This window comes from Pseudomonas gingeri (assembly GCF_013385425.1).
Taxonomy (GTDB): Bacteria; Pseudomonadota; Gammaproteobacteria; order Pseudomonadales; family Pseudomonadaceae; genus Aquipseudomonas; species Aquipseudomonas gingeri_D.
The window spans coordinates 64,162-85,930 of the sequence record NZ_JACAQA010000016.1; the positions used below are offsets into that span (position 1 = coordinate 64,162).

The window sequence follows — 21,769 nt, forward strand, 5'->3', positions numbered from 1 at the left end:
GGGCCGCCGCGTTGCGGGGCCGCCCCGGGTATTCAGGCGATCAACGGCGCTTGGCCATCTCATTGATGAAGCGATCGAACAGCGGCGCAACGTCGTTCGGGCCCGGGCTGGCTTCAGGGTGGCCCTGGAAGCTGAACGCGCTCTTGTCGGTGCGCTCGATGCCTTGCAGGGAACCGTCGAACAGCGACTTGTGGATCGCCCGGACATTGGCCGGCAGGGTCGCTTCATCCACGGCAAAACCGTGGTTCTGGCTGGTGATCATGACAACGCCGGTGTCCAGGTCCTGGACCGGGTGGTTGGCACCGTGATGGCCGTGACCCATTTTCAGGGTCTTGGCGCCGGAGGCCAGGGCCAGCAGCTGGTGACCCAGGCAGATACCGAACACCGGGATCTCGGTTTCCAGCACGTCCTTGATCGCCTGGATAGCGTAGTCGCATGGCTCGGGATCGCCCGGGCCGTTGGACAGGAACACGCCGTCCGGCTGCAGGGCCAGAACATCGCTGGCCGGGGTTTGCGCCGGCACGACCGTCACGCGGCAGCCGCGCTCGACCAGCATGCGCAGGATGTTGTGCTTGATCCCGTAGTCGTAGGCCACGACATGGTAAGGCAGCTCGGAGGCTTCGATGGTCGCGTGGCTGTCGGTCTTCAAGTCCCAGACCGTCGAGCGCCACTCGTACTGCTCGGTGGTGCTGACGACTTTCGCCAGGTCCATGCCCTTCAGGCCAGGGAAACCTTGCGCTGCGGCAATTGCCGCGGCTTCGGAAATATTGTCGCCGGCCATGATGCAGCCGTTCTGCGAGCCTTTTTCCCGCAGGATGCGGGTCAGGCGACGGGTGTCGATACCGGCGATGGCCACCACGTTGTTGGCCTTCAGGTAATCGGACAGCGACATGGTGTTACGCCAGTTGCTCGCTACCAGCGGCAGGTCGCGAATGACCAGGCCGGCGGACCAGACACGATCGGACTCGGCATCTTCCGGCGTGGTGCCGGTGTTGCCGATGTGCGGGTAGGTCAGGGTAACGATTTGCTGGGCATAGGAAGGATCGGTAAGGATTTCCTGATAGCCGGTCATGGCGGTGTTGAACACCACCTCACCAACGGTCTGACCGTCGGCTCCAATGGCTTCGCCGCGAAAAATGCTGCCATCAGCAAGGGCGAGTATGGCTGGCTTAGTCAAGAAGACCTCCCGTAAATAAAGCCTGAAAGGGCGATCGCAGGTTGTAAAAAAGCGGAATGACGTATGGACACGTCACCCCGCTCGTTCACTGAATTATTCTGCGCGCTTTTAGTGGACACACTAAAGCTGTAGCTTACAGAAAAAGGCTTTTTTAATCCACCGCTAATGAGCCGAAAAGGCCAGGGAATGCGACAGGGCGTCGCTTTGCGGTGCGAAACAGGGCGGGCAGACCTTGCCAACCCTGCTTCCGGGACATCAATCAGTGCAGTTCGAGCACATCCTGCATATCGTACAGGCCTGGCGTCTTGCCATCCAGCCACAATGCCGCACGCACCGCACCCTTGGCGAAGGTCATGCGACTCGAAGCCTTGTGGGTGATCTCCAGGCGCTCGCCCTCGGCAGCGAACAGCACGGTGTGATCACCGACCACATCACCGCCGCGCACCGTGGCAAAACCGATGGTGTCATGTGCCCGCGCACCGACATGACCTTCGCGACCATAGACCGCGACCTTCCGCAGATCACGCCCCAGGGTATCGGCAATCACCTCGCCCATGCGCATGGCCGTTCCCGAAGGCGAATCGACCTTGTGCCGATGATGCGTCTCGATAATCTCGATATCCGCTTCATCGCCCATCACCCGAGCGGTCAGCGCGAGCAACTTCAGCGACAGATTGACCCCGACACTGAAATTGGCGGCGAAGACGATGGGAATATCCTTGCCCGCCTCCACCAGCAACTGCTTCTGCTCGGCGCTCAGGCCGGTGGTACCGATCACCATGGCCTTGCCCGCCTGGCGACAGAACGCCAGGTTTTTCAGCATCACTTCCGGCAGCGTGAAGTCGATCAACACATCGAACCCATCCGCCAGCGCATCCAACCCCTCGGACAACGGCACGCCGATACGCCCCAACGAAGCCAACTCGCCGGCATCCGCACCGACCAGCGAACTGCCGGGACGGACGATCGCCGCCGTCAGAGCGGTGAGCGGAGCGCGTTGCTGCACCGCTTCGATCAGGATCTTGCCCATGCGCCCGGCGGCGCCCATCACAGCTATACGTCGCATGCCTCGCTCCTTACAGGTCGCCGAAGAAACGCTTCATGCCTTCGAACCAACCGCTGGCCTTGGGCGAATGAGAGCTGTCACCATCCAGGGAGGAGCGGAACTCTTCGAGCAACTCACGCTGGCGACGGCTCAGGTTCACCGGGGTCTCGACGGCCACACGGCACATCAGGTCACCCGCACCGCCGCCACGCACGGGCGCAACGCCCTTGCCGCGCAGACGGAACTGCTTGCCGGTCTGGGTCCCTTCCGGAATCTTCAACTTGACGCGACCGTCCAGGGTCGGCACTTCCAGCTCGCCACCCAGGGCCGCATCGACGAAGCTGATCGGCACCTCGCAGAACAGATGCTTGCCGTCGCGCTGGAAAATATCGTGTTCGCGGACATTGATCACGACATACAGATCGCCGGTCGGACCACCCTGGGTACCCGCCTCGCCTTCGCCGGACAGGCGAATACGGTCACCGGTATCGACGCCCGACGGCACTTTCACCGACAGGGTCTTGTACTCTTCCACGCGACCCTGACCATGGCAGGAATCGCACGGATCGGAAATGATCTTGCCCTGGCCATGGCAACGCGGGCAGGTTTGCTGCACCGAGAAGAAGCCTTGCTGCATGCGCACCTGGCCGATACCGCCACAGGTCGGGCAAGTGATCGGCGCGGAACCTTTCTTGGCCCCGGAACCGTCGCACGGCTTGCAGTTGACCAGCGTCGGAACGCGGATATTGACGGTGGTACCGCGCACCGCTTCTTCCAGATTCAGTTCCAGGGTGTAGCGCAGATCACTGCCGCGCTGTGCGCCACCACGGGAACCGCCGCGACCGCCACCAAAGAAATCGCTGAATACATCGCCGAAGATATCGGAGAAATTCTGCCCGCCGAAACCGGCACCGCCGCCACCCATGCTCGGGTCGACGCCCGCATGGCCGTACTGGTCGTAGGCTGCACGCTTGCTGGAATCGGACAGTACTTCGTAGGCCTCGTTGGCCTCCTTGAACAGCTCTTCCGACGCCTTGTCATCCGGATTACGGTCCGGGTGATGTTTCATCGCGAGGCGGCGGTACGCTTTTTTCAGGTCCGCTTCGCTGGAGCCACGCTCGACCCCCAAAACCTCGTAATAGTCACGCTTTGCCATGATTCTTTGCACTCTTGAGGATGTTCGGGACAACCGACTGGAACAGTCCCGCCCCTACCACCAGCACCCGAACGCTGTCGCATGCTGTAAAAATTCGTCTATTCCAGACACGCCAACGCGGGAGCAAGCTCCCGCGCGGCGACATCCTACCAGTCACCGCTCAAGGGCAGTCAACCGGTTGACCTACAAGTGGTTACTTGTGTTCTTTGACTTCTTCGAACTCAGCGTCGACGACGTCATCCTTGTGGTGCGCTTCTTCCTGGGCAGGTTGTGCACCGGCTTCAGGCTTGGCGCCCTGTTCGGCGTACATCTTCTGGGCCACAGGCGCGGAGACCTTGGACAGCTCCTCGACCTTGGCTTCGATAGCGGCCTTGTCGTCGCCTTTGACAGCGGCTTCCAGGGCAACCACGGCCGCTTCGATCGCGGTTTTCTCTTCGGCGGTCACCTTGTCACCGGCGTCAGCAACCATCTTGCGCGTCGAATGCACCAGGGCATCACCCTGGTTGCGGGCACTGGCCAGCTCTTCGAACTTGCGGTCTTCTTCGGCATTGAGCTCGGCATCACGAATCATCTGCTGGATTTCTTCATCCGACAGGCCGGAGTTGGCCTTGATGGTGATCTTCTGCTCTTTGCCGGTGGCCTTGTCCTTCGCGCCGACGTGCAGGATGCCGTTGGCGTCGATGTCGAAAGTCACTTCGATCTGTGGCACGCCACGTGGCGCTGGTGGAATCTCGGCCAGGTCGAACTTGCCCAGGGACTTGTTCTGCGTGGCTTGCTTACGCTCACCCTGCAGGACGTGGATGGTCACGGCGCCCTGGTTGTCGTCGGCAGTCGAGAACACTTGCGATTTCTTGGTAGGAATCGTGGTGTTTTTCTCGATCAGCGCGGTCATCACGCCACCCATGGTTTCGATACCCAGGGTCAGCGGGCTGACGTCGAGCAGCAGAACGTCTTTCACGTCACCGGCCAGAACAGCGCCCTGAATAGCAGCACCCATGGCAACAGCTTCGTCCGGGTTGACGTCTTTACGGGCTTCTTTACCGAAGAAATCGGTGACCAGCTTCTGCACCAGCGGCATCCGGGTCTGACCACCGACCAGGATCACGTCGTTGATCTTGGCGACGTCGATACCGGCGTCTTTCAGCGCGATGCGGCAAGGTTCGATGGTGCGCTGAACCAGGTCTTCCACCAGCGCTTCCAGCTTGGCGCGGGAGATTTTCACGTTCAAGTGCTTGGGACCGGTGGCATCTGCGGTGATGTACGGCAGGTTGACGTCGGTCGACTGAGCCGAGGACAGCTCGATCTTGGCTTTTTCAGCAGCTTCTTTCAGGCGCTGCATGGCCAGCGGGTCACCTTTGAGGTTCATGCCGCTTTCTTTCTTGAACTCGTCGACGAGGTAGTCGATCAGACGAATGTCAAAGTCTTCACCGCCGAGGAAGGTGTCACCGTTGGTGGCCAACACTTCGAACTGGTGCTCGCCATCGACTTCGGCGATTTCGATCACCGACACGTCGAAGGTACCGCCACCCAGGTCATAAACGATGACGGTGTGGTCGCCCTTGGCCTTGTCCATACCGTAGGCCAGAGCGGCCGCGGTCGGTTCGTTGATGATGCGCTTGACGTCCAGACCGGCGATACGACCGGCGTCCTTGGTGGCCTGGCGCTGGCTGTCGTTGAAGTAGGCCGGAACGGTGATGACCGCTTCAGTCACAGTCTCGCCGAGGTAGTCTTCGGCGGTTTTCTTCATCTTCTTCAGGATTTCAGCCGAGATCTGTGGCGGCGCCATTTTCTGGCCGTTCACTTCAACCCAAGCGTCGCCGTTGTCAGCCTTGGCGATTTTGTAAGGGACCATCTTGATGTCTTTCTGAACGACTTCTTCGTCGAACTTGCGACCGATCAGACGCTTCACCGCGTACAGGGTGTTATGCGGATTGGTCACCGCCTGGCGCTTGGCCGACTGGCCAACCAGGATTTCGCCATCGTTGGCGTAGGCAATGATCGACGGCGTGGTGCGTGCACCCTCGGCGTTTTCGATCACTTTGGCCTTGCCGTTTTCAAGAATGGAGACGCAGGAGTTGGTAGTCCCCAGGTCGATACCGATAATTTTGCCCATTTCACTCTCCCGAAACTTTGATTTTTTTTACCGCAGCGGTTATGGCCAACTGTGGTAGCACTTAAACGCTTGACTTGTAGATGGGGGGCCTTGCAGCCGATTTCAAGCCTGCTCGTCGATCGTCGGCGAAACCGGCGCCACCGCCTTGCTGACCACAACCATCGCCGGGCGCAGCAGGCGACCGTGCAGCTGATAGCCTTTCTGGAACACCTTCAGCACGCTGTTGGGCTCGACCTCGGCGCTTTCCTGCATGGCCATGGCCTGGTGCAGGGAGGCGTTGAAGGGCTCGCCGTGGGGGTCGATGGCTTCCAGCTGATAACGCTTGAGGGTGTCCTGGAACATCTTCAGGGTCAGCTCGATGCCTTCGCGCATCGGCCGGATGTTTTCATCGTCCGGGTTGGACAGGTCCAGGCCGCGCTCCAGGCTGTCGATGATCGGCAGCAGGTCGCCGGCAAACTTCTCCAGGGCGAATTTGTGCGCCTTTTCCACATCCTGCTCGGCACGCCGGCGGATGTTCTGCAGGTCGGCCGCGACACGCAACCCTTGATCCTGCGCCGCTGCCAGTTGCTCTTCGAGCACCTGGACGCGGGTAGCCAGATCGTCGCCCTGAGCCTGTGCGGCCGAGCCGGCTTCCTGATTTTGCGAATCCAGAGTCTGTTCGTCAGCCATAAAAAACCTCCTTTCAATATCGTCTGCGAGCTCGACTCGCGCTTCTGCCCCGATATATGGGGTCGCAATTTCCAGGTTCAAGGGCCGCCAGCGCGGCAATCGCACCCCGGTCCATCCGCGCGCGATTACAGATCGCGCTAAGAAACCCCGACATTCAAGCCAATCGAACTAAGGGCAAGCATTGTCAGCGCAAATCAAAACACTGTATAAATAACCAGACCTAAAGCCTGGGAGCGGCCTTCATGCTGGTGCACCTGTCCGTACATAACTACGCAATCGTCGAACATCTCGATCTGGAGCTGGATCGCGGGATGAGCGTAATCACTGGCGAAACCGGCGCCGGCAAGTCGATCATGCTCGACGCCCTCGGGCTGACCCTGGGCGATCGCGCCGACAGCGGCGTGGTCCGCCCCGGCGCGGACAAGGCCGACATCCTCGCTACCTTCGACCTCGAGGACATCCCCGAGGCCCGAGCCTGGCTCGCCGAACGCGACCTCGACAACGACGGTCCGTGCATCCTGCGCCGGGTCATTACCGCCGAAGGTCGCTCGCGCGGCTATATCAACGGCTCGCCGTGCCCCCAGGGCGACCTCAAGGCCCTCGGCGAACTGCTGATCGACATCCACAGCCAGCACGAACACCAGTCCCTGCTGAAAACCGACACCCATCGCCGACTGCTCGACGAATACGCCGGCGCCACCGACCTCGCCCGCCAGGTACAGCTTGCCGCCCAGCGCTGGCGCCAGACCCGCCAGGAACTGGAGCGCCTCTCCAATTCCGGCGACGAACAGCGCGCCCGCCACCAACTGCTCAGCTACCAGCTCGAAGAACTCGAGAACCTCGGCCTGGGGGAAAACGAGCTGGGGGACCTGGAGCAGGAACACAAGAACCTGACCAACGCCGAAACCCTGCTCGGCATCTGCCGCCAGGTGGTGGAACAGTGCAGCGAAAGCGACTCGGGCAATGTGCTCAATGCCCTGACCGCGAGCCTCAATCGCCTGTCCAGCGTCAGCAACGGCTCCGGCTCACTGGGCGAAGCCACCAACCTGCTGGCCAGCGCGCAGATCCAGATCGAGGAAGCCGTCGGCGAACTGAACCGCTTCCTCGACCACTTCGACGCCGACCCGGCCCGGTTGCAACAGCTGGAGGAGCGCCTGGACGCGATCTACACCCTGGCGCGCAAGCACCGCATCCAGCCAACGGAGGTAGCGACCCTCCAGCAAAAGCTGCTGGATGAAATCGAAACCCTCAATGCCAATGACGAAGCCATCGAGCGCCTCACCGAAGAACTCGCGGCTTATGCCCGACACTATCAGGAACGGGCACGGGAACTTAGTGATCTACGTCATCAAGCGGCGACTGGCCTCGCCAATGCCGTGGAACAGGAAATCCAGCGCCTGGGCATGCCCGGCGGACGCTTCAGCATCGAACTGCACGCCAACACCAGCAACGAACCACTGCCTTATGGCCTTGAACTGGTCGAATTGCTGGTCAGCGCCAACCCCGGTCAGCCGCTCAAGGCCCTGGCCAAGGTGGCCTCGGGGGGCGAGCTGTCACGGATCAGCCTGGCGATCCAGGTCATCACCGCACAGACCTCGCGCATCCCGACCCTGGTGTTCGACGAAGTGGACGTGGGTATCGGCGGCCCGACCGCCGAGATCGTCGGTCAACTGCTGCGTCGCCTCGGCGAGCGCGGGCAGGTACTGACCGTCACGCACCTGCCGCAAGTAGCGGCGCAAGGGCACCACCATCTATTTGTGCACAAGATGCGTGGTAGCGATGCCACCCGTACGGCAGTCTCGAAACTGAGCAAGGCTGAACGGATCGAAGAAGTCGCGCGCATGCTCGGGGGCATCGACCTGACCAAGGAGTCCCTGGCCCACGCGAAAAAGATGGTGATCACGGCCAAAGCCTGAGTCCGGATATCGACACCCGGAAAAATCCGGCAACAAAAAACACAAAGGCGACCCTGGGGTCGCCTTTGTTCGCTTCGCGAACCGGTATCCGCGACAGACTTATTTTTTCTTTTTACGTACGTACAGCACCAGATTGTGGTCCACCAGCTCGAAATCGTGCTCTTCGGCGATAGCCTTCTGCAGCTTCTCGATTTCCGGGCTGGTGAATTCGATCACCTCGCTGGTATCCACGTTGACCATATGATCGTGGTGCCCGCCGTCCGCCAGCTCGAAGACCGCATGGCCGCCATCGAAATTGTGGCGAACCACCAACCCGGCCGCTTCGAACTGGGTCAGTACACGGTAGACCGTTGCCAGGCCAACATCCTCGCCCGCTTCCATCAGCGCCTTGTAGACATCCTCGGCGCTCATGTGACGCTGCTCGGCGGAATCAAGCATTTGCAGAATCTTGACCCGTGGCAGAGTCACTTTTAAGCCGGCTTTACGTAGTTCGCTATTTTCAACCATGGTCAGCTTTCTCGCGATGCTGCTTCGCAGCTTCTCTTAATACGGGTATGATCGGGGTTTACGTTGTCCCAGCCAAGATAGTGGAAGTCGCCCACCGATGCAAAACACCAAGCTGTTGCTAACCAGTTTTACCTTAGTGGGACTGCTCGCACTCGCCGGTTGTTCATTCCCCGGGGTTTACAAAATCGACATCCAACAGGGCAATGTCGTCACGCAGGACATGATAGACCAGTTGCGCCCGGGAATGACCCGCAAGCAAGTAAGGTTTATCATGGGCAACCCTCTGTTGGTCGACACATTCCACCCCAATCGCTGGGATTACCTGTATAGCCTGCAGCCCGGCGGCGGTGAACGCCAACAGGAGCGTGTCAGCCTGATCTTCAATGCCAATGATCAACTCGCCAGCCTGTCCGGCGACTTCAAGCCCGGCGTAAGCCGTGACGAAGCGATCCTGGGCAAGGACGGCACACAAGTGAACGCTCCGGCGCAGAATGCCGAGAAGCCGCAACCTGAGAAGCCGGTCAAGCCGGGTTCGCTGCTGGACCAGATCCAGAAGGATGTCGACGGCGTAAAAGCCGTACCGGTTCCGACGCCGCAACCGCTGGACACTACGCCGCAGTAAAACGGCGGTACAAAAAAAGCCCGGCATGTCCGGGCTTTTTTTTGGCTACAGGTTTTGCGCCTTGGCCTTGGCCGCTTTTTCCGCACGCAGGCGCCGGACTTCCTTGGGATCGGCCAGCAAGGGACGATAGATTTCGATGCGATCGCCCTCCTTCACCGTGCGGCTATCGGCATCGGCGATCGCCTTGCCGAAAATCCCCAGCGGACAGCTTGCTACATCCAGCCCGGGAAACTGCTCGGCGATCCCCGACAGGCGCACCGCCGCCCGCAACGTCGTTCCCGCCGGCACTGAAACCGCCTGCAGGCACTGACGCCCGATATCGGCGTAAACCACCTCTATCGCGATCATGGGCTCAACCATGGAGTTGCTTGGCCCGCTGACAGAAGGCATCCACCAGGGTATTGGCCGCCTGATTGAACAGCGGCCCCAGGGTTGCCCGCACGAGGGGCCCGGCGTAATCGAAGGTCATGTCCAGGCTGATCTTGCAGGCTTTCTCCCCCAGGGGCTTGAACACCCAGACACCGTGCAACTGAGTGAACGGCCCCTCTTCCAGGTTCATTTCAATCGAGTGCCCCGGCAGCAGCGTATTGCGGGTGACGAAATGCTGGCTCAAGCCCGCCTTGGCTACCCCCAGCGTGGCACGCATGTGCACCTCCGAGCTTTCCAGCACCTGGGCCGTCGAGCACCACGGCAGGAACTCCGGGTAACGCGCCACGTCGTTCACCAGGTCATAAAGCGCCTGTGCCGGGTAAGGCAGCAAGGCCGAACGTTGAATATGGGTCGTCATGTCAGCGTTGATTCCACAGCTGGGCGGCAAACAAAAGTGCGCGCATTGTCCGGGATTCATCCTACGCGCTCAAGCACGCAGCTTCACCGTAGCCGAGTGACGCGCAACTCCCTATAATGCCGCCCCTATGGCTAAACAGAAGAAGCACCCCACAGGGACCATCGCGCAAAATAAAAAGGCGCGCCACGATTACTTCGTCGAACAACGGTTCGAGGCTGGTCTGGTCCTGGCCGGCTGGGAAGTAAAGAGTCTGCGTGCAGGCAAGGCACAACTGGTCGACAGTTATGTGCTGCTCAAGAACGGTGAGGCCTGGCTGTTCGGCAGCCACTTCACGCCGTTGACGACCGCCAGCACCCACGTCATTGCCGACCCGACGCGCACGCGCAAGCTGCTGCTCAACCAGCGCGAGCTGGAAAAGATCCATGCGGCCGTGCAGCAGAAGGGCCATGCCTGTGTCTGCCTGTCGCTGTATTGGAGCAAGCACCTGGTCAAGTGCGAGATCGCCCTGGGCAAGGGCAAGAAGGAATACGACAAGCGCGATACCGAGCGCGAGCGTGATGCCAACCGGGACTTGCAGCGCGCCGTGCGCAACAAGGGCAAGGAAGACTGAACCTGATCCCGAGAGCGCCATATCACCTGTGGGAGCAGAGCTTGCTCGCGAAGAGGACCTCAAGGCCGCCAAAAGCTTCGCGGCGGTGCGGCGATCCGACAAGCTCCGCTCCCACAGGTTTTGTATCTCTCGCCTTCAGATTCCCTTGCGCCGCTCCGCCCGTGCCACCCGCTGCACTTCCTGGCGCACTTCCTCCAGCACCTCCTGCACATACAGAATATGCCGGCTGGACACTTCGCGCGCGTCTTCGGCACGCCCCTCGATAATCGCCAGGTACAGCTCGCGGTGCTGGTTGATCAGCATGTCCCGGGTTTCGCTGCGCTGCTTGTACATGCCGCCAATGTTGGTCACCACATTGCGCTTGAGCAGATCGAACAAGCCGCGGATGGTATGCAGCAACACCGCGTTATGACTCGCCTCGGCAATCGCCAGGTGAAAACTCGCGTCCGCCGCGCCCTCCTCCGCCCGGCTCACCTCATCCGCACGCCCATAGCAACTCTGCAGATGCTCAAAGGCCACCCGCAGGCGCTCCCGATCCGCCTCGGTCGCCCGCAATGCCGCGTAATACGCACAAGACGCCTCCAGGGTATGACGAAACTCCAGCAGGTCACGCTGGGCCTCCGGATTGCTTTCCAGCAGATGCAGCAACGGATCGCTGAAGGTCGAACCCAGCGACTCCACCACGTAATTGCCACCGCCCTGGCGGCTGACCAGCAGCCCCTTGGCCACCAGTTTCTGGATCGCCTCGCGCAGCGACGGCCGTGAGACACCGAACTGCTCGGCCAGCGCGCGCTCGGCCGGCAGCCGCTCACCGGCCTTGAGCGTGCCCTCGAGGATCATCTCCTCCAGCCGCTGGACAATATCGTCAGACAAACGGCGCTGACGAACCTGATCAAACCCCATCACTCACTCCTCACGATCCCGAACCCTTGCCGGGACTGCCTATTCTGGCCTATCGAGGCACGACCGGCACCTGCCAGACACGACATAAATCACCTGCTCAGCCCTCTCGCCGACCACCTATCAGACGAAAGTTTCAGGGCGGCAAATTGACACATCCCTAACAAGGCTTTTAACCTAGCGTCCGGCGATTGTAAATTGGTATTACCAATTATCCAAATCCCCATCAGTGCCTGACCAACAACAATTAGGGGCCACCCCACTATGCAAACCTGGCAACAGCTCTACAGCCCTCTCGGCAGCCTCGGCCTGTCCGCTCTCGCGGCCGTGATTCCCATCGTGTTCTTCTTCCTGGCCCTGGCGGTGTTTCGCCTCAAGGGTCATGTCGCGGGCAGCATTACCCTCGCGCTGTCGATCCTGGTGGCGATCTTCGCCTTCAAGATGCCGGTCGACATGGCGCTCGCCGCCGCCGGCTACGGATTTGCCTACGGCCTGTGGCCCATTGCCTGGATCATCGTGGCGGCGGTGTTCCTCTACAAATTGACGGTCAAGAGCGGCCAGTTCGAAATCATCCGCAGTTCGGTGCTGTCGATTACCGATGACCAGCGCCTGCAAGTGCTGCTGATCGGCTTCTGCTTCGGCGCCTTCCTGGAAGGTGCCGCCGGCTTCGGCGCCCCGGTGGCGATCACCGCCGCCCTGCTGGTCGGCCTGGGCTTCAACCCGCTCTATGCCGCCGGCCTGTGCCTGATCGCCAACACCGCACCGGTGGCCTTCGGCGCCCTCGGTATCCCGATCATCGTTGCAGGCCAGGTCACTGGCATCGACGCGTTCAAGATCGGCGCCATGGCCGGTCGCCAACTGCCGCTGCTGTCGTTGTTCGTGCCGTTCTGGCTGGTGTTCATGATGGACGGCCTGCGCGGCGTGCGGGAAACCTGGCCGGCGGCCCTGGTGGCCGGCCTGAGCTTTGCCGTGACCCAGTTCTTCACCTCGAACTTCATCGGCCCGGAACTGCCGGACATCACCTCGGCGCTGGTCAGCCTGGTCTCCCTGACCTTGTTCCTGAAAATCTGGCAACCCAAGCGCACCGCCGGCGCGCAGATCGCCGGTGCCGCCGCGGGTGTGTTGAGCACCGCCAGCGCCGGCGGTTTCGGCCAGCCGCGCAGCAGCCTCGCCTCGCCCTACAGCCTGGGCCAGATCTTCAAGGCCTGGTCGCCGTTCCTGATCCTCACCGTGCTGGTGACGATCTGGACCCTGAAGTCGTTCAAGGCGTTGTTCGCCACTGGCGGCGCGATGTACGGCACGGTGTTCAGCTTTGCCATCCCGCACCTCGACCAACTGGTGATCAAGACCGCGCCGATCGTCGCGGCGCCCACCCCGATTGCAGCGATCTTCAAGCTCGACCCGATCGCGGCCACCGGCACGGCGATTTTCTTCTCCGCCCTGGTGTCGATGCTGATCCTGAAAATCGATATCAAAACTGGTCTGACCACTTTTAAAGAAACCCTGTACGAGCTGCGCTGGCCGATCCTGTCCATCGGCATGGTGCTGGCCTTCGCCTTCGTCACCAACTACTCGGGCATGTCCTCGACCATGGCCCTGGTCCTGGCCGCGACCGGCGCCGCGTTCCCGTTCTTCTCGCCGTTCCTCGGCTGGCTGGGGGTGTTCCTCACCGGTTCCGATACCTCGTCCAACGCCCTGTTCAGCTCCCTGCAGGCCACCACCGGACACCAGATCGGCGTCAGCGACACCCTGCTGGTGGCGGCCAATACCAGCGGCGGCGTAACCGGCAAGATGATCTCCCCGCAATCGATCGCCGTGGCCTGCGCCGCCACCGGCCTGGTGGGCAAGGAGTCGGATCTGTTCCGCTTCACCCTCAAGCACAGCCTGTTCTTCGCCACCATTGTCGGGCTGATCACCCTGGCCCAGGCCTATATCTTCACCGGCATGCTGGTGCACTAAAGTGACAAGGGCCGGGGGCCTGTCGAAGCCCCCGGCAACCGTTCCCTTTCAACCAAGGCTGCGAGCCCCCATGATTATTTCCGCCTCTACCGATTACCGCGCAGCGGCCCAACGCAAACTGCCGCCGTTCCTGTTCCACTATGCCGACGGCGGCGCCTACGCCGAACACACCCTGCGTCATAACGTCGAGGACCTGGCGAACATCGCCCTGCGTCAGCGCGTGCTGAAGAACATGTCCGAGCTGAGCCTGGAAACCCGGCTGTTCAATGAGACCTTGAGCATGCCGGTGGCCCTGGCGCCCGTCGGCCTGACCGGCATGTATGCCCGTCGCGGCGAGGTTCAGGCGGCCCGCGCGGCGGCGGCCAAGGGCATTCCCTTTACGATGTCGACCGTGTCGGTCTGTCCGATCGAGGAAGTGGCCCCGGCCATCAGTCGCCCCATGTGGTTCCAGCTGTACGTACTCAAGGACCGCGGCTTTATGCGCAATGCCCTGGAGCGCGCCAAGGCAGCGGGTGTCACCACCCTGGTCTTTACCGTGGACATGCCGGTGCCGGGCGCCCGCTACCGTGATGCGCACTCCGGGATGAGCGGTCCGAACGCGCCGCTGCGGCGGGTCTGGCAAGCCATGACTCACCCGCAGTGGGCCTGGGACGTGGGCCTGATGGGCAAGCCCCACGACCTCGGCAATATCTCGAAGTATCGCGGTAACCCGACCGGCCTGGGCGACTACATCGGCTGGCTGGGCAACAACTTCGACCCGTCGATTTCCTGGAAGGACCTGGAGTGGATCCGCGAGTTCTGGGAAGGGCCGATGGTCATCAAGGGTATTCTCGATCCGCAGGATGCCAGGGACGCGGTGAAATTCGGTGCCGACGGCATCGTGGTCTCCAACCATGGCGGTCGCCAGCTCGACGGCGTACTGTCCAGCGCCCGCGCCCTGCCGGCCATTGCCGATGCGGTGAAAGGCGACCTGAAGATCCTCGCCGACTCCGGCATCCGCAGCGGCCTGGACGTGGTGCGTATGATCGCTCTGGGCGCGGACACCGTACTGATCGGCCGCGCGTTCCTCTACGCACTCGCCGTCGCCGGTGAAGCGGGCGTGAAGAATCTGCTGGACCTGTTCGAGAAGGAAATGCGCGTGGCCATGGTGCTCACCGGCGCCAAGTCCATCAGCGAGATCAACCGTGATTCGCTGGTTCGTGAACTGGGCGCCTGAACAGCGCGCCCAAACGAATCACCGCCTGATTGAACGGGGCACGTCGCGCACCAGACGCCGCGACCCCGTGAGGAGTTTGCATGAGCCTGCCCCAACCGTTCCTCCACGCGGTCGAACGCCTGATCCCCCGCGAGCGCCGTTTCGACGACCCGCTCTCGACCCTGGCCTTCGGCACCGACGCCAGCTTCTATCGACTGATCCCCAAGCTGGTGATCCGCGTCGAGTCCGAAGATGAAGTGGTGGCCCTGCTCAAACTGGCGAGCCGCGACCAGGTTCCGGTGACCTTCCGCGCGGCCGGCACCAGCCTCTCCGGCCAGGCCATCAGCGACTCGGTGCTGATCGTACTGGGCGACCACTGGAACGGTCGGGAGATTCGCGATCAAGGCGCGCGGATCCGCCTGCAACCCGGCGTGATCGGTGCCCAGGCCAATGCCTGGCTGGCGCCGTTCGGGCGCAAGATCGGCCCGGACCCGGCCTCGATCAACGCCTGCAAGATCGGCGGCATCGTCGCCAACAATGCCAGCGGCATGTGCTGCGGTACCGCGCAGAACACCTATCACACCCTGGCCGGGATGCGCCTGATCCTGGCCGACGGCAGTCGCCTGGACACAGAGGATGCGGCCAGCGTCGCGGCCTTTCGCCAGAGCCATGGCCCGCTGCTCCATCAGCTTTCGGTACTGGCCCGGGAAACCCGCGCCAACACCGAACTGGCCGCCAAGATCCGGCACAAATACCGGCTGAAAAACACCACCGGCCTGTCCCTCAACGCCCTGGTGGACTTCGACGAGCCGCTGGAGATTCTCAGCCATCTGCTGGTGGGCTCCGAAGGCACCCTCGGGTTTATCAGCGCGGTGACCTACGACACGGTGATCGACCATCCGAACAAGGCCTCGGCACTGATCGTCTTCCCCGATGTGGAGACCTGCTGCACCGCCGTCACCGTGCTGAAAAGCCAGCCGGTGTCCGCCGTGGAGCTGCTCGATCGCCGCAGCATGCGCTCGGTACAGGACAAACCGGGCATGCCGGCGTTCGTGCGCGAACTGTCCGACGGCGCCTGCGCCCTGCTGATCGAATCCCGTGCCGCGTCCTCGTCGCTGTTGCAGGAACAACTGCGGCAGATCATGACATCGCTGGCGTCGTTCCCGGTGGAAAAACAGGTCGACTTCACCGAAGACCCGACCGAAAACGCCCGGCTCTGGGCGATACGCAAGGACACCTTCCCCGCCGTCGGTGCCGTGCGCAAGACCGGCACCACGGTGATCATCGAAGACGTGACCTTCCCGGTCGAACAACTGGCCATCGGCGTCAACCGCCTGATCGCCCTGTTCGACAAGCACCACTACGACGAAGCGATCCTGTTCGGCCATGCCCTGGAAGGCAACCTGCACTTCGTCTTTACCCAGGGCTTCAACAGCGCCGCCGAGGTGTCCCGCTACCAGGCATTTATGGACGACGTCGCGCACCTCGTTGCCGTCGAATTCGGCGGTTCGCTCAAGGCCGAGCACGGCACCGGGCGCAATATGGCGCCCTTTGTCGAACTGGAATGGGGCCGCGACGCCTACCAGTTGATGTGGGCCATCAAGCGCCTGCTCGATCCCCAGGGCATTCTCAACCCGGACGTGGTGCTCAGCGACGACCCGCAGATTCACCTCAAGCACCTCAAGCCATTGCCTGCCGCCGATGAGATCGTCGACAAGTGCATCGAGTGCGGTTTCTGCGAACCGGTCTGTCCGTCGAAGGGCCTGACCTTGAGCCCGCGCCAGCGGATCGTGATCTGGCGGGATATCCAGGCGAAAAAACGCGCCGGGGTGGACACCACGGAACTGGAGGCGGCTTATCAGTACCAGGGCATCGACACCTGCGCCGCGACCGGGCTCTGTGCGCAACGTTGCCCGGTGGGCATCAACACCGGTGAACTGGTGAAGAAGCTGCGGGGCAAGCACGCCACACACGGAAAAGCCGCCGACTGGCTCGGCACCCATTTCGCCACGGTCTTGCAAGGGGCGCGCTTTACCCTGCATGTCGCCAACGGTGCCCGCATGCTGCTCGGGGCACCGCGCCTGGCGAAGCTGTCGTCGAGCCTGACGCGCCTGTCCAAGGGCCGCGTGCCGCAATGGACCAGCGCCATGCCGCAACCGGAGCGGGCGGTGCGCTTCAGTCCGGCGGTCAGCGACGAGCGACCACGGGTGGTCTATCTGGCGGCCTGCGTCTCGCGGGTGATGGGCCCGGCTGCGGGTGACAAGGAGCAGATGTCACTGCTGGACAAGACCCGTGGCCTGCTGGAAAAAGCCGGTTACCAGGTGGTGTTCCCGGACAACACCGACCAGCTCTGCTGCGGTCAGCCGTTTGCTTCCAAGGGCTACGTCGAACAGGCCGAGCACAAGCGCCAGGAGTTGATCGGCGCGCTGCTGCACGCCAGTCGTGGCGGCCTCGATCCGATCTATTGCGACACCAGCCCCTGCACCTTGCGTCTGGTGCAAGACCTGGGCGACACCCGCCTCGACCTCTACGACCCGGTGCGCTTCATCCGCACACATTTAGTAGAGCGGCTGGAATTCACGCCGCAGGACGCGCCGATTGCGGTGCACGTGACCTGCAGCACCCAGCACCTGGGCGAGAGCCAGGCACTGATCGACCTGGCGCGGCGTTGCAGCCATAACGTGGTGATTCCGGAAGGCATTCACTGCTGTGGTTTTGCCGGCGACAAGGGCTTCACCACCCCGGAGCTCAATGCCCACTCGCTGCGGACCTTGAAGGACGCCGTGCAGTATTGCGAAGAAGGCATCTCCACCAGCCGCACCTGCGAGATCGGCCTGAGCCAGCATGGCGGGATCGACTACCACGGGCTGGTGTACCTGGTGGATCGGGTGACCCGGGCCAGGTCGGCGCACGGATAGAAACAGAACCTTGGCTGCCGGCGGCAGTCTATAGACCAAGTCTCGCGAAAGCGGGACTTCCTCCCCTACTCGACAGTCTGTGCTGATGGCCGATGACGTCGGGCTACTCAGTTCAAGGAGTCATGCATGAATCGTTCTGTGCTGCTGGGTCTGTTCGTCAGCGCTTGCGTCCTGGCCGCGCCTGCGTTTGCCTCGGCGGAGAAGGATCTTTGCGCGATCAAACTGCAGGCGCTCGACACTGCCAGGACCCAGTTGGCCCCCAATCAGCAGGCCAACTTCGACACCAATATCCAGCAAGCCAGGGCCGCCGGGGATAAAAACACCCTTGACGGCGCCAGGGAGTGCATCGCCATCGCCGACCGGACGCTCCAGGAAATCCAGAGCAGCCCGAAAAGCGCCCCGTAAACCTGGCCCGCATCGGGATGGCCTTGCGAGCCAGATTGGCGTACACTGTGCATGCCTGCTGGTTACGTACAGCAGGCACGGGGCCGTTTAGGATTCGACGCCGGTCGCGAAACTCTAGGTGCATGCCGAGTTGGTAACAGAACTCGTAAATCCACTGTTGCAACTACTTATAGTTGCCAATGACGACCATTACGGGGAACAAGCTCTCGCTGCGTAAGCGGCGCTAGCCTTCCTCCTGGCTACTTCGGTGCCAGCAATCATCAGGGGATGTCTGTAAACCCAAAATGATTGTCATATAGAACAGAATCGCCGTGCAGTACGTTGTGGACGAAGCGGCTAAAACTTACACAACTCGCCCAAAGCACCCTGCCCGTCGGGTCGCTGCGGGTTAACTCAATAGACACGGCTACGCATGTAGTACCGACAGCGGAGTACTGGCGGACGGGGGTTCAAATCCCCCCGGCTCCACCAAACGAAGCAAAACGAAGCCCGCCTTGTGCGGGCTTTGTTGCATCTGGCCCCCTGACTTTTCGAGCCACCCCTGCCGCCACTCGCCCCCCTTGTAGGAGCAGGGCTTGCCCGCGAAGAGGCCAGCCGCAACAACCTCACCTCCCCTCTTCCACACGATCTCTCCCAGCCCCAAACCAGCCAAAAACCCCGCCCTCTCTGCTCAATTTTTCACAACCTGCAAGACAGCTCCCTTTCCCTTGCCTGAAATTTCCTAGAAACTCCCGTTCGCTTGCGCCTGCCAATTCCGCTGACTAGTCTTCGCTCCATCACTGCAAATCAGTGATCGGGTTTAGCAGCCCGGAAACCGTTAGGCGCACAGCGCCACCTCTCTAGCCGGCGCTTTTTCATGCCCGGAGTTTTATGGTGGCTGTGCGCAGGGCATCTTCGGGTGCGCCGGTTTCCTAACGTACCGGTCTGCTAACCTGCGTACGGCCGCCACCCATCATTTAGCAGTGATATTGGCGGCTCTCACTTACGTTAGGAGTTACCGCGATGTTCAAGATCACACCCAATCCGCCGGTCTCAATCGACCCAGGCATCATCGACCCACAAGCCGCCGACCGGGCGTTGGCTCACTACAATTTGCTGGAAGGCAGCCCATCGAAACGCTCAGGTGCCACGGCAACACAACGCCAAGTACCAGCCGCTCAAAGTCGTGAGGAAGCGCTGGTGAATGCCAGCTCAATTCTGGAATCCGCTGCGGCCACTGCTTATGAAAACGCCGATAACCTCACCGGTGCCAATCGCAAGGTGGGTATGGGTGTGGTTCATTTGATCGAACTGGCGCTTGGGTTGGTGGACTCGGTGATAGAGGAGACACCGGCGGGAGTAACAAGCTAACGAGGACTTTCGTACCAGGGGAGGCTGAGCCTCCCCGTCATTGCGATGACAACAAATAGATCCGTCCCCATTTCGCAAAAGCAGCGCTACAGCTCGCCCTAAATGCGTCGCCGCCCAGTAGCCGCATTTGCTGGCCCAAGACGAAAGCTACGCCGCATTCCTGCAACGGACCGTACTCCCCGCCCGTGAAACGCTGCATGAACACGGGCTGAAGGGCTTTCATGAACTGCGAGCAGCCTACTCCTGCGAGCGTTACGAACAGCTCACTGGCCACCCCGCACCGATCAATGGCGGCCACTGCTATCGCATTGACCGCGACCTTGATCAACAGGCGCGGCAGCAAATCAGCCATGAACTCGGACACAGCCGGATTGATGTGGTGTCGGCCTACATTGGTGGCCGATCATGAGCAAATCGTTTGATATGGCGCTGTTCCTCCGCGGCGTCCAGACTGGCTCGAAGGTCACGCAGAAACGCCACCTACGCCAAGCCCGAATCATGCAAGCGGCCATTCAACAGCGATGGCAGCGAGACAATCCTTGGACCTGGCAGCTCAAGCATGTGCGCTGGTTTCTGATTCAGCACCTGAAAGACCATTCCGACGCCACCCGGTATTACTATCGACTAACCGCTTTATTGATCTGGAAACGATTAGGAAATAACCGAGAAATGCTGACCTAACGCTAGATCCATAAATAAGCGTTACAGAATAGGTACTTAGCGAATACCGGAGTGCCTTTTTTGTGCCTAAATGGATCGTTTTGGCTCGGAAATGCCAGCTTTATGATAGCGCTTGTAGTGGTTTGTAATGCGGTCGTCTGTCAATATCAGGCCGTCTTTCAACACCTTGATGCGCTACGTGTCGATGAACTTGATCGTTTAACGGCCCACCGTAAGACCCGCGTGCTGTATGTGTGGAATGGGCAGCTGGTGTAACCGGTAGCCTTGCCGATTGCTCGACTTGCACCTAATGCCCGGAGAGGCCTGAGGTGATTGATTTGGATGGGGAAAATTCATGGTAGATGCGGTGCAGGAAAAAAAATACATAATTGATTTTTACAGTCTTTCGATCACGCCGACAGCAAGCGTTGCGTCTATCGCTGCTGGTCTAGAGGCTATCGTGGCAGGACCTGGGAGCCGGTCGTTCGAGGTTAACGGCTACACGCGAGAAATATGGCAGCCACTCCAGAGGTCCGCACCACTGCCTGACTCGTTTGCTGGACAGTTCCGGAAATTTCGCACCAGCGATCTTCCCGAAATCGGTTCTGCCGGGCAGGATGCTCTTGAGCTAGAGCTCGAGGCCAATCAGGGGCTGGTCGAGCGAAATTTCTTCGTCTACTACCCTGCTCGGAGCCTCCTCGGCTGGTGCAGAAATTCGCACGGTAACACAGCGAATCAATTCGCCAAGTTCCTATCCGCGCTATGGTCCACGAAAGTCATCGCCGGGCCAATACTCGCGCCGGACGCAGCCAGACGAATCATGCGTAATGAGATTTCCCTCAAAAAAATAATACTGACAATTCCCCGCCCTTCGAATCCTGACATGTACTCCGACAATGACTTCACCCGAGGCATGATGGAGATGATGAGTGGATCGGACGCTGACTCGATTCATATTGAAATGGGTATCGACTCTCGCAGAAGCGATACACGCGGAAGCCTAGCGGCGCGACTGAAACGCGCGCTGACAGAGGCGGCCTCCCTAGGCGCTTCGACGGCCAAGGCTATCGTGTATGATGAAGGTATCGAGCATCCTATTGACCTGATTGCTGATCGAGTTTTCTCAGTTCAGGAACTAGAGACGAACGCGAAGTACCCGCCGGCGGGCACAATGTATCAGGCCGTAGACACTGCGAGGCAAGAATGCCAAGGATCCATAGATGACTACTTTGGGCCGCCAGATGGCGCTGTTGACTAGGGTGCTTTTATCTGCCGGTGTCGGGTATTCGTTTGAACGCTGGTCTAACGTCGAAGCTGCTCAGATCTATAGCGCCACAGGTGTCGTGGCAGGTGTTTGTGCAACACTCCTTGGTTTCTTGATAGCGTCAGTCGCAATAATCACTGCGCTTGTCGAGAAGACGCTGATTGCGAATATGAAGAAAACGGGGCATTACAAGGTGTTGATGGACGAGGCGTTCCTAACCTGCGCCTTGCTTCTCGTGACGCTTGCTATCAGCACGGCAGCACTTGTGGTTGCCCAGGACTCGGTAAAGCATGTCTCAACAGTTACTGCTTTTTTTCTGACCTTGAGCTTGCTTTATGCCTATGGGGCGGGCAGAAAATTTGCGGTAGTCGTGTCGACCATTTAGCCGGTGCTTCAGTGTGATAGTTAAGCCCGCCGCCGAGCGGGTTTTTCATGTCCGGCGTTGCCTTCTGCCGCCCAACTCGCCGATGCCAAGCTTGCTCTCGCTCACTCTTTCGTAAGCGCGCCATGAAACCC

The 21,769-nt window shown here is 60.8% G+C and carries 20 protein-coding genes, 1 other RNA gene and 1 pseudogene; 13 read left to right on the forward strand and 9 right to left on the reverse strand.

Annotated elements, in window-relative coordinates:
• Positions 1-40 precede the first annotated feature (40 nt).
• The 5 genes from carA to grpE form a co-directional block, all read right to left on the reverse strand.
• Positions 41-1,177 (reverse strand): glutamine-hydrolyzing carbamoyl-phosphate synthase small subunit, encoded by a 1,137-nt coding sequence (gene carA, locus HX830_RS19610; protein ID WP_177102023.1) that lies wholly within the window; start codon positions 1,175-1,177, stop codon positions 41-43.
• Between the two features lie 259 nt (positions 1,178-1,436).
• Positions 1,437-2,243 (reverse strand): 4-hydroxy-tetrahydrodipicolinate reductase, encoded by an 807-nt coding sequence (gene dapB / locus HX830_RS19615; RefSeq protein ID WP_177102025.1) that lies wholly within the window; start codon positions 2,241-2,243, stop codon positions 1,437-1,439.
• Between the two features lie 10 nt (positions 2,244-2,253).
• Complete coding sequence (dnaJ, locus tag HX830_RS19620) at positions 2,254-3,378, reverse strand: molecular chaperone DnaJ (RefSeq protein WP_103494940.1); 1,125 nt, start codon at positions 3,376-3,378, stop codon at positions 2,254-2,256.
• Between the two features lie 193 nt (positions 3,379-3,571).
• Positions 3,572-5,491 carry a molecular chaperone DnaK gene (dnaK, locus tag HX830_RS19625; RefSeq protein WP_103494941.1) on the reverse strand — a complete coding sequence of 640 codons (1,920 nt, stop codon included), beginning with the start codon at positions 5,489-5,491 and terminating at the stop codon, positions 3,572-3,574.
• Positions 5,492-5,593: 102 nt separating this feature from the next.
• Entirely contained in the window at positions 5,594-6,160 is a 567-nt protein-coding gene (grpE, locus tag HX830_RS19630) for a nucleotide exchange factor GrpE (RefSeq protein WP_103494942.1), read from the reverse strand.
• Positions 6,161-6,402: 242 nt separating this feature from the next.
• Here grpE and recN point away from each other — a divergent pair, with 242 nt between their 5' ends.
• Entirely contained in the window at positions 6,403-8,076 is a 1,674-nt protein-coding gene (recN, locus tag HX830_RS19635; protein WP_177102027.1) for a DNA repair protein RecN, read from the forward strand.
• Positions 8,077-8,175: 99 nt separating this feature from the next.
• Here recN and fur read toward each other — a convergent pair whose 3' ends face one another.
• A complete protein-coding gene (gene fur / locus HX830_RS19640) occupies positions 8,176-8,583 on the reverse strand; it encodes a ferric iron uptake transcriptional regulator (protein ID WP_103494944.1) in 408 nt (135 codons plus the stop codon).
• 97 nt (positions 8,584-8,680) lie between these two features.
• On the opposite strand from fur, the gene HX830_RS19645 reads away from it, so the two are divergent.
• On the forward strand, positions 8,681-9,205 hold the full coding sequence (locus HX830_RS19645; RefSeq protein WP_103494945.1) for an outer membrane protein assembly factor BamE: 525 nt from the start codon (positions 8,681-8,683) through the stop codon (positions 9,203-9,205).
• Between the two features lie 45 nt (positions 9,206-9,250).
• On the opposite strand, the gene HX830_RS19650 is transcribed toward HX830_RS19645, so the two are convergent.
• Both HX830_RS19650 and HX830_RS19655 read right to left on the reverse strand, forming a co-directional pair.
• A complete protein-coding gene (locus tag HX830_RS19650; RefSeq protein ID WP_177102029.1) occupies positions 9,251-9,565 on the reverse strand; it encodes an RnfH family protein in 315 nt (104 codons plus the stop codon).
• Positions 9,558-9,992, reverse strand: a complete 435-nt coding sequence (locus HX830_RS19655; protein WP_103494947.1) for a type II toxin-antitoxin system RatA family toxin — start codon at positions 9,990-9,992, stop codon at positions 9,558-9,560. The genes HX830_RS19650 and HX830_RS19655 overlap by 8 nt, the downstream gene beginning before the upstream one ends.
• Before the next feature lie 127 nt (positions 9,993-10,119).
• Here HX830_RS19655 and smpB point away from each other — a divergent pair, with 127 nt between their 5' ends.
• The gene (gene smpB, locus HX830_RS19660) at positions 10,120-10,602 is read left to right on the forward strand and encodes an SsrA-binding protein SmpB (protein WP_100939616.1); all 483 of its coding nucleotides are present in this window, start codon (positions 10,120-10,122) and stop codon (positions 10,600-10,602) included.
• Positions 10,603-10,737: 135 nt separating this feature from the next.
• On the opposite strand, the gene HX830_RS19665 is transcribed toward smpB, so the two are convergent.
• Entirely contained in the window at positions 10,738-11,505 is a 768-nt protein-coding gene (locus HX830_RS19665; RefSeq protein ID WP_177102031.1) for a GntR family transcriptional regulator, read from the reverse strand.
• Positions 11,506-11,766: 261 nt separating this feature from the next.
• On the opposite strand from HX830_RS19665, the gene HX830_RS19670 reads away from it, so the two are divergent.
• From HX830_RS19670 to HX830_RS19715, 10 genes and pseudogenes are all read left to right on the forward strand, one after another.
• Positions 11,767-13,461: a lactate permease LctP family transporter gene (locus tag HX830_RS19670; protein WP_103494949.1), complete on the forward strand. Its 1,695-nt coding sequence runs from the start codon at positions 11,767-11,769 to the stop codon at positions 13,459-13,461.
• 70 nt (positions 13,462-13,531) lie between these two features.
• On the forward strand, positions 13,532-14,677 hold the full coding sequence (lldD, locus tag HX830_RS19675; protein ID WP_103494950.1) for an FMN-dependent L-lactate dehydrogenase LldD: 1,146 nt from the start codon (positions 13,532-13,534) through the stop codon (positions 14,675-14,677).
• Positions 14,678-14,757: 80 nt separating this feature from the next.
• Positions 14,758-17,574 carry an FAD-binding and (Fe-S)-binding domain-containing protein gene (locus HX830_RS19680; RefSeq protein WP_177102033.1) on the forward strand — a complete coding sequence of 939 codons (2,817 nt, stop codon included), beginning with the start codon at positions 14,758-14,760 and terminating at the stop codon, positions 17,572-17,574.
• Between the two features lie 126 nt (positions 17,575-17,700).
• Positions 17,701-17,979 carry a hypothetical protein gene (locus HX830_RS19685; protein ID WP_152737636.1) on the forward strand — a complete coding sequence of 93 codons (279 nt, stop codon included), beginning with the start codon at positions 17,701-17,703 and terminating at the stop codon, positions 17,977-17,979.
• Positions 17,980-18,058: 79 nt separating this feature from the next.
• Positions 18,059-18,450: a transfer-messenger RNA gene (gene ssrA, locus HX830_RS19690) on the forward strand.
• Positions 18,451-18,981: 531 nt separating this feature from the next.
• Positions 18,982-19,329: a DUF6124 family protein gene (locus HX830_RS19695; protein WP_177102035.1), complete on the forward strand. Its 348-nt coding sequence runs from the start codon at positions 18,982-18,984 to the stop codon at positions 19,327-19,329.
• Between the two features lie 77 nt (positions 19,330-19,406).
• Positions 19,407-19,738 (forward strand): annotated as a pseudogene (locus tag HX830_RS19700) (integrase domain-containing protein); the annotation flags it as partial.
• A complete protein-coding gene (locus HX830_RS19705) occupies positions 19,735-20,010 on the forward strand; it encodes a hypothetical protein (RefSeq protein WP_177102037.1) in 276 nt (91 codons plus the stop codon). The pseudogene HX830_RS19700 and the gene HX830_RS19705, both read left to right, overlap by 4 nt.
• Positions 20,011-20,344: 334 nt before the next feature.
• Positions 20,345-21,247 (forward strand): DUF6731 family protein, encoded by a 903-nt coding sequence (locus HX830_RS19710; RefSeq protein WP_177102039.1) that lies wholly within the window; start codon positions 20,345-20,347, stop codon positions 21,245-21,247.
• Positions 21,210-21,638 carry a hypothetical protein gene (locus HX830_RS19715; RefSeq protein WP_177102041.1) on the forward strand — a complete coding sequence of 143 codons (429 nt, stop codon included), beginning with the start codon at positions 21,210-21,212 and terminating at the stop codon, positions 21,636-21,638. The genes HX830_RS19710 and HX830_RS19715 overlap by 38 nt, the downstream gene beginning before the upstream one ends.
• The last annotated feature ends 131 nt before the right edge of the window (positions 21,639-21,769 follow it).